Annotated in this window: 14 protein-coding genes; 9 read left to right on the top strand and 5 right to left on the bottom strand. The window is 62.7% G+C overall.

Annotation, left to right across the window (positions count from 1 at the left end):
• Positions 1–5: 5 nt before the first annotated feature.
• The 4 genes from trpD (at position 6) to ACLFKU_RS20580 (ending at position 3,428) form a co-directional block, all read left to right on the top strand.
• Complete coding sequence (trpD, locus tag ACLFKU_RS20595; protein WP_368584311.1) at positions 6–1,037, top strand: anthranilate phosphoribosyltransferase; 1,032 nt, start codon at positions 6–8, stop codon at positions 1,035–1,037.
• An 18-nt stretch (positions 1,038–1,055) separates the two neighbouring features.
• A complete protein-coding gene (gene trpC, locus ACLFKU_RS20590) occupies positions 1,056–1,841 on the top strand; it encodes an indole-3-glycerol phosphate synthase TrpC (protein WP_410850273.1) in 786 nt (261 codons plus the stop codon).
• Between the two features lie 32 nt (positions 1,842–1,873).
• On the top strand, positions 1,874–2,500 hold the full coding sequence (locus tag ACLFKU_RS20585; RefSeq protein WP_410850272.1) for a CYTH domain-containing protein: 627 nt from the start codon (positions 1,874–1,876) through the stop codon (positions 2,498–2,500).
• A gap of 97 nt (positions 2,501–2,597) precedes the next feature.
• Positions 2,598–3,428: a uracil-DNA glycosylase gene (locus tag ACLFKU_RS20580; RefSeq protein ID WP_410850271.1), complete on the top strand. Its 831-nt coding sequence runs from the start codon at positions 2,598–2,600 to the stop codon at positions 3,426–3,428.
• 126 nt (positions 3,429–3,554) lie between these two features.
• On the opposite strand, the gene ACLFKU_RS20575 is transcribed toward ACLFKU_RS20580, so the two are convergent.
• The 5 genes from ACLFKU_RS20575 to ACLFKU_RS20555 all read right to left on the bottom strand — a co-directional run bounded on the left by ACLFKU_RS20575 (position 3,555) and on the right by ACLFKU_RS20555 (position 8,853).
• Positions 3,555–4,151, bottom strand: coding sequence for an FMN-dependent NADH-azoreductase (locus tag ACLFKU_RS20575; RefSeq protein WP_410850270.1), 597 nt, complete (start codon positions 4,149–4,151; stop codon positions 3,555–3,557).
• 192 nt (positions 4,152–4,343) lie between these two features.
• Positions 4,344–6,134, bottom strand: coding sequence for a M61 family metallopeptidase (locus tag ACLFKU_RS20570; RefSeq protein WP_410850269.1), 1,791 nt, complete (start codon positions 6,132–6,134; stop codon positions 4,344–4,346).
• 145 nt (positions 6,135–6,279) lie between these two features.
• Positions 6,280–7,005, bottom strand: coding sequence for a DsbC family protein (locus ACLFKU_RS20565; RefSeq protein ID WP_410850268.1), 726 nt, complete (start codon positions 7,003–7,005; stop codon positions 6,280–6,282).
• A gap of 226 nt (positions 7,006–7,231) precedes the next feature.
• The gene (locus ACLFKU_RS20560; RefSeq protein ID WP_410850267.1) at positions 7,232–8,404 is read right to left on the bottom strand and encodes a UbiH/UbiF family hydroxylase; all 1,173 of its coding nucleotides are present in this window, start codon (positions 8,402–8,404) and stop codon (positions 7,232–7,234) included.
• An 86-nt stretch (positions 8,405–8,490) separates the two neighbouring features.
• Positions 8,491–8,853, bottom strand: coding sequence for a hypothetical protein (locus ACLFKU_RS20555; protein WP_410850266.1), 363 nt, complete (start codon positions 8,851–8,853; stop codon positions 8,491–8,493).
• Positions 8,854–9,127: 274 nt separating this feature from the next.
• Here ACLFKU_RS20555 and ychF point away from each other — a divergent pair, with 274 nt between their 5' ends.
• The 5 genes from ychF (at position 9,128) to ACLFKU_RS20530 (ending at position 14,834) form a co-directional block, all read left to right on the top strand.
• Positions 9,128–10,222, top strand: a complete 1,095-nt coding sequence (gene ychF / locus ACLFKU_RS20550; protein WP_368584320.1) for a redox-regulated ATPase YchF — start codon at positions 9,128–9,130, stop codon at positions 10,220–10,222.
• Positions 10,223–10,495: 273 nt separating this feature from the next.
• Positions 10,496–11,686, top strand: coding sequence for a tyrosine-type recombinase/integrase (locus ACLFKU_RS20545; RefSeq protein ID WP_410850282.1), 1,191 nt, complete (start codon positions 10,496–10,498; stop codon positions 11,684–11,686).
• Between the two features lie 153 nt (positions 11,687–11,839).
• Positions 11,840–12,817 (top strand): ABC-three component system protein, encoded by a 978-nt coding sequence (locus ACLFKU_RS20540; RefSeq protein WP_410850265.1) that lies wholly within the window; start codon positions 11,840–11,842, stop codon positions 12,815–12,817.
• Positions 12,814–13,062, top strand: coding sequence for an ABC-three component system middle component 6 (locus tag ACLFKU_RS20535; RefSeq protein WP_079483494.1), 249 nt, complete (start codon positions 12,814–12,816; stop codon positions 13,060–13,062). The genes ACLFKU_RS20540 and ACLFKU_RS20535 overlap by 4 nt, the downstream gene beginning before the upstream one ends.
• On the top strand, positions 13,059–14,834 hold the full coding sequence (locus ACLFKU_RS20530; RefSeq protein WP_410850264.1) for an ABC-three component system protein: 1,776 nt from the start codon (positions 13,059–13,061) through the stop codon (positions 14,832–14,834). Before ACLFKU_RS20535 ends, ACLFKU_RS20530 begins: the two co-directional genes overlap by 4 nt.
• Positions 14,835–15,075: the final 241 nt, after the last annotated feature.

Below are 15,075 nucleotides of genomic sequence, written 5' to 3'. Positions count from 1 at the left end.
AGATCATGTCCATTACGCCCCAGGAAGCCTTGCAGCGGACCATCGAGCACCGCGAGATTTTCCACGACGAAATGCTGCACCTGATGCGCCTGATCATGCGCGGCGAGCTGTCGCCGGTGATGTCGGCGGCGATCATCACCGGCCTGCGCGTCAAAAAAGAGACCATCGGCGAAATCACCGCGGCCGCCACGGTGATGCGTGAATTTGCCCGGCACGTCGACGTGCAGGACAACTCGAACTTCGTCGATATCGTCGGCACCGGCGGCGACGGTGCGCACACGTTCAACATTTCCACCGCGACGATGTTCGTATCGGCCGCGGCCGGCGCGAAGGTCGCGAAGCACGGCAATCGCGGCGTATCGAGCAAGTCGGGCAGCGCGGACGTACTCGAGGCGCTCGGCGTCAACATCGATCTGCAGCCGGAGCAGGTCGCGGCATCGATCGCTGAAACGGGCATGGGCTTCATGTTCGCGCCGAACCATCATCCGGCGATGAAAAACGTCGCGCCGGTACGCCGCGAGCTCGGCATCCGCACGATCTTCAACATCCTCGGGCCGCTCACCAATCCGGCCGGCGCGCCGAATCAGCTGATGGGCGTGTTCCACCCCGACCTCGTCGGCATTCAGGTACGCGTGATGCAGCGCCTCGGTGCGAGGCACGTGCTCGTCGTGTACGGGATGGACGGCATGGACGAAGTCTCGCTCGGCGGCGCCACGCTGGTCGGCGAGTTGCGCGACGGCGAGATCCGCGAGTACGAGATCCATCCGGAAGACTTCGGCATGCAGATGGTGTCGAACCGCACGCTGAAGGTGGCCGACGCGAACGAGTCGAAGGTCATGCTGCTCGATGCGCTCGACAACAAGCCCGGCGTCGCGCGCGAAATCGTCACGCTGAACGCCGGCACGGCGCTCTATTCGGCGAACGTCGCGGCCACGATCGCGGACGGCATCGTGCTCGCGCGCGAAGCGATCGCGAGCGGCAACGCGCGCGCGAAGGTCGACGAACTGGTGCGCTTCACCCAGCAATTCAAGCAGTAATCACGTAGCGAGACATTTATGAGCGACATTCTCGACCGCATCATCGCGGTCAAACGCGAAGAAATCCGGGCGGCCGAGCAGAGCGTACCGCTCGAAGAATTGCGGCTCGAAGCCTCCTCGCGCGATCTGCGCGACTTCGTCGGCGCAATTCGCGCGAAGCACGCGACGGGTCTAGCCGCGGTGATCTCCGAAGTGAAGAAGGCAAGCCCGTCGAAAGGCGTGCTGCGCGAGCACTTCGTGCCGGCCGACATCGCGCGTTCATACGAGAGGCACGGCGCGGCGTGTCTGTCCGTGCTGACCGACGTGCAGTTCTTCCAAGGCAGCGTCGTCTATCTGCAGCAAGCGCGCGCCGCGTGCCAGTTGCCGGTGATACGCAAGGACTTCATCGTCGATCCGTATCAGGTCGTCGAAGCACGCGCGATGGGCGCCGACGCGATCCTGCTGATCGCCGCCGCGCTCGAAACCGCCGAGATGCAGGACCTCGAAGCGCTCGCGCATTCGCTCGGTCTCGCGGTGCTCGTCGAAGTGCACGACAGCGCTGAACTCAAGGAAGCGCTGACGCTGAAGACGCCGCTGATCGGCATCAACAACCGCAATCTGCGCACCTTCGAGACCTCGCTCGACACGACGCTCGGCATGCTCGACGCGATTCCCGACGACCGCATCGTCGTGACCGAATCGGGCATCCTGTCGCGCGACGACGTCGAGCGCATGCGCGCGCGCAACGTGCATACGTTCCTCGTCGGCGAGGCGTTCATGCGCGCGGACGAGCCGGGCGTGGAGCTTGCGCGGATGTTTTTCTGAGCACGGCGCTCGCATAAGCAAGGACACGTACCATGAGCATGGAACGCGAAATCAAGCTGGCCCTGCCGGCATCGCAGGTGCAGGCGGCGACGCAGTGGTTCGCCGCGCGCGCCGGCAAGCAGGGACGCGCGATCAAGCTCGTGAACATTTACTTCGACACGCCGCAGCTGACGCTGGCGTCCTCGAAGAGCGCGCTGCGTCTGCGGCAGACGCCGGACGGCTGGCTGCAGACCTTCAAGACGGTCGGTACGGCGACGAACGGCTTGCATAGCCGGCACGAATGGGAAATGCCGGTCGCCGGCCCGAAGCTCGAAATCGATTCGTTGCTGAGCGCCTGCGACGAACCCGCCGCCGCAGACGCTCTGAAACAGGCCGCGCCTGCGCTGATCGAGCTGTTCCACACGAATTTCATCCGCACACTCTGGCTGCTCGACACCGACGGCGCTCAGATCGAGGCGGCGATCGACCAGGGCGACGTGCTCGCCGAAGTCGACGATCAAGCGCGCCGCGCGCCGATCTCGGAGATCGAGCTCGAACTGAAGTCGGGCGACGAAGCCGCGCTTCACACGCTGGCCGCCGAACTCGGCAAACGGATTGCCGGCCTCGCGCCGGATGACATCAGCAAGGCGCAGCGCGGCTATCGGTTGCGCGCGGGATAAGCCCGAAATGGGCGCAGGTTGCCGAAACCCGCGGCACCTCATGCGCTCGCTCGCCGCAACTTGAGCTAGCCAGCGTTTGCTGCGACACTTCCCCGCCATGACCTCCGCTACCCGTACCCGCTCCAGTTCGCCGCAGGCATCGTTGTTCGACGACGCCGCGCCAGCTCCCGCCGCAGCCTCGGCCGACACCGCCATCGCCACCGCCGCCCCGCCCACGCTCGAAGCCCAATTCGCCGCGCTGCCGGCGGCCTGGCGCGCGCATTTGAAAACCTTCATCGACAGCGACACCTACGCGCCGCTGTGCCGCTTCGTCGACGGCGAGCGTGCCGCCGGCAAAATCATCTATCCGGCCGACGTGTTCCGCGCGCTGCGCCTGACGAGCCCCGACGAAGTGAAAGTCGTGATCCTCGGCCAGGACCCGTACCACGGCGAAGACCGCGGCACGCCGCAGGCGCACGGTCTCGCGTTTTCGGTCGCGCCGCACGTGCGGCCGCCGCCGTCGTTGCGCAACATCTTCAAGGAAATCGGCGCGAGTCTCGGTCACGCAACGCCGCAGCACGGGTGCCTCGACAGCTGGGCCAGACAGGGCGTGCTGCTGCTGAATACGGTGCTGACCGTCGAGCGCGACAGCGCCGCGAGCCACGCGAAACGCGGCTGGGAGAAATGCACGGACACGCTGATCCACGAACTGGCTACGCGGCATCAGAACCTCGTATTCATGCTGTGGGGCGCGCATGCGCAGGCCAAGCGCGCGCTGCTCGGCGGCAAGTCGCACTATGTGCTGGAGGCGCCGCATCCGTCGCCGTTGTCCGCGCATCGCGGCTTTCTGGGTTGCGGCCATTTCGCGAAGGCGAACGAATATCTGCAGCAGCACGGCCGCGAGCCGATCGACTGGCGTCTGCCGGACGACGCGCAAATGCTTGCGTGACGGCGTCGCCGTCGGAAGATGGCGATACCAAGCGAAAACGCCACGGAGGGTGAACCCATCCGTGGCGTTTTTTATTTCACCGCTTGAGCCGCATCGAAGCGGCGCAATGCGGCACGACGAACCCGCTTAAACCGCGGCGATCGCTTCGCGTGCCGAGCTCAGCGCGGCGGTCGCGGCGTCCGGGCCCATGTTCAGGCCTTCGGCGTAGATGAAGTTCACGTCGGTCATGCCGAGGAAGCCGAGGAAGCTCTTCAGATACGGCGTCTGGCTATCGTTCGGCGTGCCCAGATACTTGCCGCCGCGCGCCGACACGACGTAGACTTTCTTGCCCGTCACGAGGCCTTCCGGACCGTTCGCGGTGTAGCGGAACGTGATGCCCGCACGCGCGATGAAGTCGAAGTACGTCTTCAGTTGCGACGAGATGCCGAAGTTGTACATCGGCGCGCCGATCACGATGACGTCCGCGGCTTGCAGTTCGGCGATCAGCGCTTCGCTGCGCGCGGCGATCTCGGCCTGTTCCGGCGTGCGCTGCTCGGCCGGCGTGAAGAAAGCGCCGAGCACGGCGTCGTCGAGGTGCGGCAGCGGTTCGGCTTGCAGGTTACGGACGACGACTTGCGCGCCCGGATTCGACTGTTGCAGCTTTTCGGTCAGTTCGTTGACGAGGAGCGTCGAGTTCGCGCCTTGCGAACGGGCTGCCGAGTTGATTTGCAGGATCGTGGTCATGGTTGACTCCAGTAGGGGGCGCGCAGTGTTGCGCGAGTGGAGTCATTGTGTTTTTTTACCGGCCGGCGAAAAAGCCGTCCGGCGGCGACGGATTGTTGCATGGGTGGGACAATCCCCCGCCCTCCTCCGCCGATTGATGACGGGACAGGCGACGGTCGGTGGACCGCGGGGTGCGGCCCACCAGCACGCCGATCACTTTGTCAGCCAGCGCTCGAGGGCTTTGCGCGCGGCAGGACGGTGATCGCTGACCGCGAGCTTGTAGCGCGCCACTTCGGGACCGTCGAGCTTCACCTGCGTGACCCGCAGCTCGTCGCGGCGGAACGCGTGCACCTCGACCTTCGCGCCCGGCTGGTAGCGCGCCAGCAGAGCATCGATATTGCCGCCGGTCACGCGCAGGCCGTCGAGCGCGATCAGCACGTCGCCAGCGGAAAGGCCCGCCTTCTGCGCGGCGCTGCCTTCGTGCACCGTCGCGAGCGCGCAGTCAGCGCCGCCGCGCAGCCGCACGCCGAGCGACGGCTTGCCGTTCTTGTCGACGTCCGGCGTGAGCGTCACCCCGAACGGCGCGAGCAACGCGTCGAGCGGGAGATCGCGCGTGCCGCGCACGCCCTCGGCGAACAGTTCGGCGAGTTGCGCGCCGGTTGCTTCCGCAAAAATCGTCTCGATCTCGCTTTCGTCGACGCCCACTGGCTTGCCGCGATAAAAATCACGGCCAAAGCGCTTCCACAGCAGACGCATCACGTCGTCGAGCGATTTCTGGTTGCCGGTCTGCGCGCGGATCGTCAGGTCGAACGCGAGCGCGATCAGCGAGCCCTTCGTGTAATAGCTGACGATCGCGTTCGGCGCGTTCTCGTCCTGACGGTAGTACTTGACCCATGCGTCGAACGAGCTTTCGGCGACGCTCTGCTTAAGGCGCCCGCTGCCGCGCTGCACACCGCCGATCACCTTGCCGAGCAGGCCGAAATAGTCGTCCTGCGAGATCACGCCGCTGCGTACGAGGATCAGGTCGTCGTAATACGACGTGAAGCCCTCGAACAGCCACAGTAGCGACGTGTAGTTTTCGACGCCGAGGTCATACGGCGCGAACACAGCCGGCTTGATCCGCTTCACGTTCCATGTGTGGAAATACTCGTGGCTGCACAGACCGAGATAGGTCCGGTAGCCCTCGCTCATCGCATCGCGGCCCTGCACCGGCAGATCGGTGCGATTGCAGATCAGCGCGGTCGACGCGCGATGCTCGAGCCCGCCGTAACCGTCGGTGACAGCCTGCGTCATGAACACGTAGCGCTCGACCGGCGCCTTCTTCGACTTCGGTTCGAACAGCGCGATCTGCGCCTCGCAGATGCGCTTCAGGTCGCGGCACAGCCGCTCCATGTCGAGCCCGATCACGCGGCCGGCAATCACGACATCGTGCGGCACGCCGTGCGCCTTGAACGTCGCGAGCGCGAACTCGCCCAGCGTCACCGGATGGTCGACCAGCTCGTCGTAGTTCTGCGCGCGGTACTCGCCGAAGCCGTAGCGCCTGGTGCCGGGCGCTTCCGGCAGCGCGGTCGCGACGCGCCAGTCGCGATACGCGGCGCCCTGCGGCTTCTGGATATCGACCACGCACTGCGCGTCTTCATGGCCGAGCGGCGACAGGAACACGCTCGTGCCGTTGAAAAAGCCGATGGTGTCGTCCAGATGCGCGGCGCGCACCGACATGTCCCATGCGTACACCTCGTAGCGCAGCGTCAAAGCACCCTTGACCGGCGCCGCCTGCCACGTGTGCTTGCCGATCTTCTCGACGCGCACCTTGCGGCCCGCGTCGTTGACCGCACGCAGCGTCACGATGTTGCGCGCGAACTCGCGCACCATGTAGCTGCCCGGAATCCACACCGGCAGCATGAAACGCTGGCCGGCCGGATCGGGATCGGCGACGGTCACGGTGACTTCGAACAGATGGGCGGCGGGGTTACTCGGAACGATGGTGTAGCGGGTCGGCTTCATCGGCGGCGATTGGGAGTGTCGGGAGAGTGAGGCGAAGAAGTTCGGGGCTCGATGCGAAAGGAGGCGCTACATGCGCCTCCTTTCGTTTGAACGTTGCATCTGTTGCGCGCCCGAGGCGTGCATGGCGCTTCGTGCAGCGCGATGTTCAGTGCACCGCCGACAGTTCCTTGTCGAGCCGGTCGGCCGGCACGGCACCCGGCAGGCGGCGGCCGTCGGCGAGAAACACCGTCGGTGTGCCCTCGACGTTCATCGAACGGCCGAGCGCGACGTTCTTGTCGATCGCGGCGGTGTCGCAGCTGGCGGCGGCGGTCGGCGCCTGACGGTCCTGCATCCACGATTCCCACGCCTTCGCGCGATCGGCCGAGCACCAGATCGACTTCGACTTGGCCGTCGAATCCGGCGACAGCACCGGGTACAGGAAGGTGTAGACCGTCACGTTGTCGATCGATTGCAGTGTTTTTTCGAGCTGCTTGCAGTACGGGCAGTTCGGATCGGAGAACACCGCGATCTTGCGCGCGCCGTTGCCACGCACGACTTTCACCGCGTTGCCGAACGGCAGGCTAGCGAAGTCGATGCGGTTGGTTTCCGACAGGCGCGCCTCGGTCAGATTCTTGCGCGACTTCGAGTCCACCATGTCGCCGAGCATCAGGTAGTCGCCGCTCGCATCGCTGTAAATGATCTGGGTGCCGAGGTTCACTTCGTACAGGCCAGCGATCGGCGTCTTCGACACGCCCTTGATCGTCACGTCGGACAGACGGTTTTGCAGGGTGGCTTTGAGCTTGTCGGTGGTCTGGTCGGCCTGCGCCGAGCAGCCGAGCGTGACGGCAGCGATCGCGAGCGCGGCGGCGGCGATGCGGAAAGTCTTTTTCATGCTGGAGTCCTGGGGGTCATTCGCGCATCTGCGCGTTCGTTACGTTCCGGCCGCGCGCTTTGGCCGCCTATCGGTCCGATCAGGTCCGATCAGGCTCGATCAGGTTCGATCGGGGGCGGATAAGGGCCGGATAGGGGGCGGATCGCAGCGCGTCGATCCGGTCATGATACCTGTCCCGGGCGCCCGTGACCGGCCATCGGCTATCCGCACGACGCCTCGTTGCGGTTTACCCCAGCGCGGCCGACACGAGCCAGCGCTTGATGAATGGCTGCGCGCCGACGAACGCCATGCCAGTATTGCGCACGGCGCGCGCGAGCGGACCGGACACCGAAAACAGTTTCTGCAGGCCGTCGGTGGCGATCATCAGCGCGCGGATGTCTTCGCGGCGCGCGCGTTCGTAGCGACGCAGCAGCACCATGTCGCCGAGATCGCGAAACGACTCCTTGCCGCCGATCGTGCTCGCGAGCGCGGCGACGTCGCGCAAGCCGAGGTTCATGCCCTGCCCCGCCAGCGGGTGGATCAGATGCGCGGCATCGCCGACCAGCGCGACACGCGGCGCGACCAGCCGGTCGACGGTTTGCAGCGCGAGCGGGAAGCCCTGCGCGGGCGTCACGCACTCGAGCGCGCCGAACTGTTCACCGCTCACCTGCTCGACTTCGGCGGCGAGCCGTTCGGGATCGAGCGCGAGCAACTGCTCGGCGTGTTCGGTGCGGGCCGACCAGACCAGCGACACGTGGCCGTCGGGCATCGGCAGCAACGCGATGATCTCGCCGTCGCGAAACCACTGGTACGCGGTTTCGCCGTGCGGCTTCTCTGCCTTGAAATTGGCGACCACGCCGATCTGCCGGTAGTCGCGGCGCACCATCTTAGAGCCGATCTGCGCGCGCACCCACGAGTGCGCGCCGTCCGCGCCGACTACCAGGTCCGCTTCGAGTACGTTGCCATTCGCAAGGCCGACGCTCGCGCTGTCGACGGAGAAATCGAGCGCCTGCGCGCGCGTGTCGATCCACGTGAGGTTCGGCTGGAAGCGCAGCGCGGCATCGAGCGCGCGCTCGATCACCGACGACTCGACGATCCACGCAAGCTGCGGCACCGATGCCTGAAACGCGGAGAAATGCAGTTCGGCATGCGCGTCGCCGTAGACGCGCATGTCGTAGACGGGACCGAGCCGTGAGTGATCGAGCGCCTGCCAGACCCGCAGCCGTTCGAGCAAGGCCTGCGAACTCGACGACAACGCATAGACGCGCGAGTCGAAGGCAGCACCGGCGGGCAGCGCCGCGCAAGGCTGCGCGAGCAGTGCGACGCGCAGTCCGGCTTGCGTGAGCGCGAGCGCCGCGGTCTTGCCGACGAGCCCGCCGCCGATCACGGCGGCATCAAAGGTCTGGTGGTGTGCGTTCATGCGCGCATTATAGCCGCGGGGGGTGCGGGGGACGGATCGACGGGCGCGGCATTCGGGCTCGGTGCGCGGGCCCCTGATGGGTCGTGCTAACGGGTCGAGGCGCTCGCCGCGAGCGCCGCGTTCGCCTCGCGCATGCGCATGAAATCGCGATCGGACGAGAGGTTGCGCCATGCGGCCGCCTCGAGTTCGGCCTTGCGATCGCGCTGATCGCTGCGCACCGCGCAGTCGGGGAACACGCGGTCGAACACGCTCCACAGCGAGTCGTAGTCGTTCTTGTCAGCGAACCGCGCGATGTCAGCGCGATCTTCGTGCGACAGGTGGGTCGACAAACAGTCGATCGTCTGACGGTCCGTGGGGGCCTGGGCTTCGTCGAAATCCGGCGCGACCCATACCGCGACCAGGCCAACTACGATCGCTGCGGCGACGCCAATTCCGACCCATCTCATCATTCGCACGCTGGTCCCCCGGAAATGGAGCTCAACCGGCTTTGAACTGACGATTCTACAGTGGCTATGCGCAAATGCGCCGCCCGGTACGCGCGGGCGAACGGGTTACAATTGCGTTTTCCGTGAAAACTCGCACCCAATCGTCGAGCCAACGCCCCGATTCGGTGACTTGTCCGCTCCGCTGAGCCTGCCGCGCCCCACCCTACGCGAAGGCTTTCCGAATTCGCGCGCAGCGTCGAGCCCGTCACGCAACTTACTGATTCACTGAAGGATTTCCATGAGCCTCCAATGCGGCATCGTCGGCCTGCCTAACGTCGGCAAGTCCACCCTGTTTAACGCACTCACGAAGGCGGGCATCTCCGCCGAGAACTATCCGTTCTGCACGATCGAGCCGAACGTCGGCATCGTAGAAGTGCCGGACACCCGTCTGAAGGCGCTTGCCGAAATCGTCAAGCCGGAGCGCATCCTGCCGGCGGTAGTCGAGTTCGTCGATATCGCGGGTCTGGTGGCCGGCGCGAGCAAGGGCGAAGGCCTCGGCAACCAGTTCCTCGCGAACATCCGCGAAACCGATGCGATCACGCACGTCGTGCGCTGCTTCGAAGACGACAACGTGATTCACGTCGCGAACAAGGTCGATCCGCTGTCGGACATCGAGGTGATCAACACCGAACTCGCGCTTGCCGACCTCGGCACCGTCGAAAAGGCGCTCGCGCGCTATTCCAAGGCGGCCAAGTCTGGCAACGACAAGGAAGCCGTGAAGAACGTGGCGGTGCTGGAGAAGGTCCGCGCGCAACTCAACGAAGCGAAGCCAGTCCGCGCGCTCGATCTGAGCGATGAAGAAAAGGCCACGCTCAAGCCTTTCTGCCTGATCACCGCGAAGCCGACAATGTACGTCGCAAACGTGAAGGAAAACGGCTTCGAGAACAATCCGCACCTCGACGCGGTCACGAAGTTCGCGGCCGCGGAAGGCTCGCCGGTCGTGGCCGTGTGCGCGGCGGTCGAAGCGGACATCGCCGACCTCGACGAAGCCGACATGGAAGTCTTCCTCGCCGACATGGGCATGGAAGAGCCGGGCCTGAACCGCGTGATCCGCGCAGGCTACAAGCTGCTCGGCCTGCACACCTACTTCACGGCCGGCGTGAAGGAAGTGCGCGCGTGGACGATCCACATCGGCGATACGGCGCCGAAGGCGGCCGGCGCGATCCACACCGACTTCGAGCGCGGCTTCATCCGCGCGCAGACGATCAGCTTCGCCGACTACATCACCTACAAGGGTGAACAAGGCGCGAAGGAAGCCGGCAAGATGCGCGCGGAAGGCAAGGAGTACGTCGTGCACGATGGCGACGTGATGAACTTCCTGTTCAACGTCTAAGCATGAACTGTTGTTCTTGGGTGTTCGCCGACATTCGCAGACTCAGCCAACCCCTTTAAGCACAAGGGGTTTCAGTTCACCAGTGTTCGTGACTGTTCGTTGATATTCTGGCGCTGTGGGGGCATCATATGGGGCATGCAGGACCGTGCCCGATGCCACCAAGGAATCATGCCCCCACATCGATCAGATTCCCCTGACAGTACAGGGGAAGCCCAAGCCCTCAGCACCACTCCACTCCGTCGCACTACGAAGCCGCGAGTTAGTGATGCCGCGCTGCGTGCGCTAAAACCCGCCGACAAGCCATACAAATTCTCGGTGGGCGATGGGCTTTATCTGGAAGTGTCTCCGCAGGGCTCCAAGCTCTGGCGCTGGAAATATCGCCTAGGCGGCAAGGAAAACCGCTACGCGATTGGCAGCTACCCGCAAACCTCCATGAAAGAGGCACGGGAACAGGTGGACGCCGCCCGGAAGCTGGTCAAGCAAGGCCAACATCCGGCTCAACAGCGAAAGATCGAGCGCCTAAAAACCATCCATGGGCACGCCAGCACCTTCAAAGCCCTGGCTAACGAATGGTTGGCCCTCAAGGACTGGGAAGAAGTGACCAAAGCGCGCAGACTCGACATGCTGACGCGGGTCGTGTTTCCCTCAATCGGCGACCTTCCCGTCCGGGCGATTACGCCGAGCATAATCCTCGACATTCTGAAAAAGGCGCAAAGCAACAACGGCCCGTCCGTCATGGCTGAAGCCAAGCGGACGATGTTCGGGATTTTCGAGCTTGCTGCGGAAACCTTCCGAGTTGAGGCCAACCCCGTGCATCAATGGCGTGAAGCGCTGCCCAAGAACAAGACCCAGCACAAACGAGCGCTGGACATCACTGAAATCGGCCAATTGCTGAGAGATTTGGACGGGCACGGCGGCAACTTTCAGACGCAATGCGCATTCCAGCTCATGTGGTTGACACTGGCACGCCCTTCCGAAGTCATTGAGGCGGAATGGACGGAATTCGACCTGACCGAAGCCACGTGGCGCATCCCTGCGGAACGGATGAAAAAGCGCCGGGAGCATGCGATCCCCTTGCCGACGCAGGCCGTCGAGTTACTGAACGGCATGAAGACGCTGACCGGCAACCGGAAACACGTTTTCCCGCACCGCGACGATAAAGCTAAGCCGATGGTAACTGCCGCATTCCGGCAGATGTTGCATGTCCTCGGCTGGTCAGGAAAGTTCAGCCCACACGCGGCCAGAACCACCGGCAGCACGCGACTCAACGAACTCGGCTTCTCATCGGACTGGATTGAACGCCAACTCGCCCACGCCGAGCCCAACTCCGTTCGTCGCACGTACAACCACGCCGACTACATGAAAGACCGAGCCAAGATGATGCAGCAGTGGGCCGACCTTCTCGATCAGTGGAAGCTCGGCGCGGACAATGTCGTTCCGATCAAACACGAAAGCGCGGCTTGAATCGATTGCTCGATGAGATCGTGCTGATGCCGGTGCGTGCGCGTATGGTCAGGGAGCCAAGAGTCTGCAAAAATGCGGCATACAAGATACGAAAGAGAACGCAACGATGAAGGGGATAGCGACTTCGGCGTGCTGGGAACGTAGGATGCGCTCATGACTTCGATGCCGCCCGGACAGCAAGTGACGGCGGTCGATCCGTTCACCCCCAGCCAACGCTACTACTGGCGGATCGCACTTGAGCTAAGACTGCGAAAGTCCAATAGCGATGCCTTCCAGGACTTTTTCTCCACAGTCATGGGCCTTCTCCATGGCGACGACTTTGTGCGCGTGCGCCCGTATGGCGTGCTCGGCGACAAAGGATGCGATGGCTATCTGCAATCGAACGGGCAACTGTTTCAGTGCTACGGGGCACTGGCAGGCGAGTTGAAACAAGTAGCCCCGTTAACGAACAAGATGACGGACGACTTCGCAAAGGCGTTGAAGAATCTGTCAGCCATTATGAAAGAATGGCATATGGTGCACAACATCGCCGATGGACTGCCCGTCGAGGCGGTGACAACGATGAATACGCTCAAGGGCGCCAACCCCACGCTCACATTTGGGTTCATCGGGATCGAGGGCTTTTCGGATCGCGTCTTTCATCTGCAACCGTTCCAAATCGAATCCCTCCTCGGTCCTGCAGCATCTGACACCGATGCGACGAACTTCGACAACGCGGCGCTGCGGGACCTTGTACAGCACCTGCTAATCGAAACCGATGCTATCGACTTCGAACCACAGGACCTGCGTCCTGTGCCGGTTAATAAACTGAACTATAACAACCTGCCAAATCATTGGAAGCAGCTGATCGCGGGAGGGTGGAAGAACGCGCACCTTGTCGGCCAATACTTTGACCGCCACCCTGACCCACTGACTGGCGAACGTATTGCAAAGCGCTTCAAAGATCGATACGACTACCTAAAGGCGCAGCATCTCAGCCCGGGTGACATCATGGTATCGCTGTACGAGCTCGTGACAGGGATTGGCAATGTACCGCCTCAGAAGCAGGTCGCGGCGCAATCTTTGCTGGCCTTCCTCTTTGAGAACTGCGACATATTTGAGCGCGAACCAGCGGCCCCGGTAACGCAATGATTCTGCCGACCAAGTACCTCTCGCATGACCGAGCCCTCGTCACCGTCGGCGGCGAGATCCTTAAGCACCTTGAGGAACCGCGCTCGGTCTCCGCGCTGTGGGATTGTATGCGTGAGGCACGGGCCTACAAGGCTACAGAAACTTTGATCTCCTTCGACTGGTTTGTTCTCGCACTTAACTTGTTGTACGCCATTTCAGCTATCGACTACCGGGACGGCATCATCTACGGCGAGCGCACAACATGATCATCTCAATCGAAAGCTCGCTGAAAACATTCAAGCCTGTAACTTTTCACGCGGGCCTTAACGTTGTGCTGTCCGACCGGACTGCCAACTCGACTGACAAGCAGACCCGCAACAGCGCCGGCAAAACGAGTCTCATTGAAATCATCCATTTCTTGCTCGGCGCGGACTGCGAGAAGGACTCACTTTTCCGATTGAATGAGCTTGTCGAGCACACCTTCAAGGGAACGTTTCGGATCGGGGGCGAACTGCTGACGGTGGCTCGCACTGGCGCCGACCCTTCCAAGATTTTCCTGATCAGCGGAGGCGAAGAACGCACGGACATTCCGCGCAGGCTCGATAAGGCAAGCGAACGGTTCTACGTGTCGAATGTGAACTGGCGGGTGTTCCTCGGGCACGCGATGTTCGCGCTGCCCGCTGACGAGCGCGGCACGTTGTTTGAGGAAGCCTATACCCCAACCTTCCGGTCAATGTTCTCGTACTTTGTGCGACGCAGGAATTCGGGCGGGTTCATTAGCCCTGAGCGTCAGGCCGAGAAGCAGCAGCGGTGGGATTGGCAAGTCAACCTTTCATACCTCTTCGGCCTTGACTGGCAAATACCGTTCGAATTTAACAAAATTCGCGCACGCGAAAAGACTCTGGATGAGCTAAAAAAGGCCGTAAAGATCGGCGCTCTTGGCTCGGTAATCGGCACCGTCGCAGAATTGCGTCCGCAGGTAACGATTGCTGAAGCGAAAGCGAATAAGCTGCGAGAGAGCCTGAAGCTGTTCGAAGTGCTCGATAGCTACAAGTCGCTCTCAAAACGAGCCGGTCAGATCAAGGCAGAGATGCAGGCCCTGACCAGGGAAACGATCACTCTTAACGAGACGTTGGAACATCTGGAGGAGGCGCTGAAATCCGAGCGGCCGCCGCAGCGCTCGGACATACAGCAGCTCTATGCGGCGGCTGGTATCGAGCTCCCTGGCATTGCCTTGCGTCGCTTTGAAGACGTAAGCGTCTTCTACGAGTCTGTGGTGTCCAACCGTCGAATTCATCTCGAACGCGAGATCAGCGATGCACGCTCCCGTATTGCAGATGTGGAAGGCGATCTTACGCGCCTCGACAAGGAGCGTAGCGACATTCTGAGAATGCTGGAGGGGAGGGGGGCGCTTGATGACTTCCTGGCGATGCAACGTGAACTGGCTGACGTCGAAGCGAGCGCTGCGTCGCTACGCGAACGCTTCAAAGCCGCAGAGGCGCTTGAAGGGGAATCCACGAAGCTCGATATTGATCGCGCGAACCTGAAGCGGAAGCTGCAGGAGGATCATCATGTGCGGGAAAAGGCCCTCGACGAAGCCATCCTAATCATCGCCGAAGCGATCGCCGAGCTGTATGACGACCGCGCAGGCCGGTTCGTGGTCGATGCAACCGAGAATGGGCCCGAGTTCCGCATCTCTATCGAAGGTGACCGGGGTGGCGGGATTGCCAACATGGAGATCTTCTGCTTTGACCTAGCGCTGCTCCAGATCGTGACGACGCGCTACGGTGGCCCCGGATTCCTGATCCATGACAGCCACCTTTTCGATGGTGTCGATGAACGGCAAGTTGCCGGGGCTCTGCGTCTTGGAATGAAAATCAGCGAAAGCCTACAGCAACAGTACATCGTCACCATGAATTCGGACATCTTCGACCGACTGCCCATCGAGAAGTCGGTTGACCTTCGCACTGCCGTCCTAGGTACACGCCTTTCCGACAAAACCGAAGACGGTGGCCTTTTCGGCTTTCGTTTCGGGTAATCGCGTTCGTTTCAGCGTTGACCTCGCAATGGGCGGTCCACTATCGGCGCCTGGTACCCTTGGGCCGCTCCTAAGCTGCAGTGTTAGTTCGCTATTGCGCGAAGGACGGCTTCCCTTTTCGTTGCTTGCGTTGCCCGCATGTCTTACAGATCGCGTCAAGATGCGACGCACCCCAGGCCCGGTTGCGTTAACGACGCCCATCGCCTCATCCGCAATTGTGAACACCCACGAATTCCGCTAT

The organism is Paraburkholderia sp. EG304 (assembly GCF_046543485.1).
Taxonomy (GTDB): Bacteria; Pseudomonadota; Gammaproteobacteria; order Burkholderiales; family Burkholderiaceae; genus Paraburkholderia; species Paraburkholderia youngii.
This window is presented reverse-complemented; position numbering and strand designations above follow the sequence as displayed.

What these genes read in the sequence shown, in the direction of transcription:
- trpD (WP_368584311.1), top strand. Translation starts at nt 6, where the DNA reads ATGTCCATTACGCCCCAGGAAGCCTTGCAGCGGACCATCGAGCACCGC.
- trpC (WP_410850273.1), top strand. Translation starts at nt 1,056, where the DNA reads ATGAGCGACATTCTCGACCGCATCATCGCGGTCAAACGCGAAGAAATC.
- ACLFKU_RS20585 (WP_410850272.1), top strand. Translation starts at nt 1,874, where the DNA reads ATGAGCATGGAACGCGAAATCAAGCTGGCCCTGCCGGCATCGCAGGTG.
- ACLFKU_RS20580 (WP_410850271.1), top strand. Translation starts at nt 2,598, where the DNA reads ATGACCTCCGCTACCCGTACCCGCTCCAGTTCGCCGCAGGCATCGTTG.
- ACLFKU_RS20575 (WP_410850270.1), bottom strand. Translation starts at nt 4,151, where the DNA reads ATGACCACGATCCTGCAAATCAACTCGGCAGCCCGTTCGCAAGGCGCG.
- ACLFKU_RS20570 (WP_410850269.1), bottom strand. Translation starts at nt 6,134, where the DNA reads ATGAAGCCGACCCGCTACACCATCGTTCCGAGTAACCCCGCCGCCCAT.
- ACLFKU_RS20565 (WP_410850268.1), bottom strand. Translation starts at nt 7,005, where the DNA reads ATGAAAAAGACTTTCCGCATCGCCGCCGCCGCGCTCGCGATCGCTGCC.
- ACLFKU_RS20560 (WP_410850267.1), bottom strand. Translation starts at nt 8,404, where the DNA reads ATGAACGCACACCACCAGACCTTTGATGCCGCCGTGATCGGCGGCGGG.
- ACLFKU_RS20555 (WP_410850266.1), bottom strand. Translation starts at nt 8,853, where the DNA reads ATGATGAGATGGGTCGGAATTGGCGTCGCCGCAGCGATCGTAGTTGGC.
- ychF (WP_368584320.1), top strand. Translation starts at nt 9,128, where the DNA reads ATGAGCCTCCAATGCGGCATCGTCGGCCTGCCTAACGTCGGCAAGTCC.
- ACLFKU_RS20540 (WP_410850265.1), top strand. Translation starts at nt 11,840, where the DNA reads ATGACTTCGATGCCGCCCGGACAGCAAGTGACGGCGGTCGATCCGTTC.
- ACLFKU_RS20535 (WP_079483494.1), top strand. Translation starts at nt 12,814, where the DNA reads ATGATTCTGCCGACCAAGTACCTCTCGCATGACCGAGCCCTCGTCACC.
- ACLFKU_RS20530 (WP_410850264.1), top strand. Translation starts at nt 13,059, where the DNA reads ATGATCATCTCAATCGAAAGCTCGCTGAAAACATTCAAGCCTGTAACT.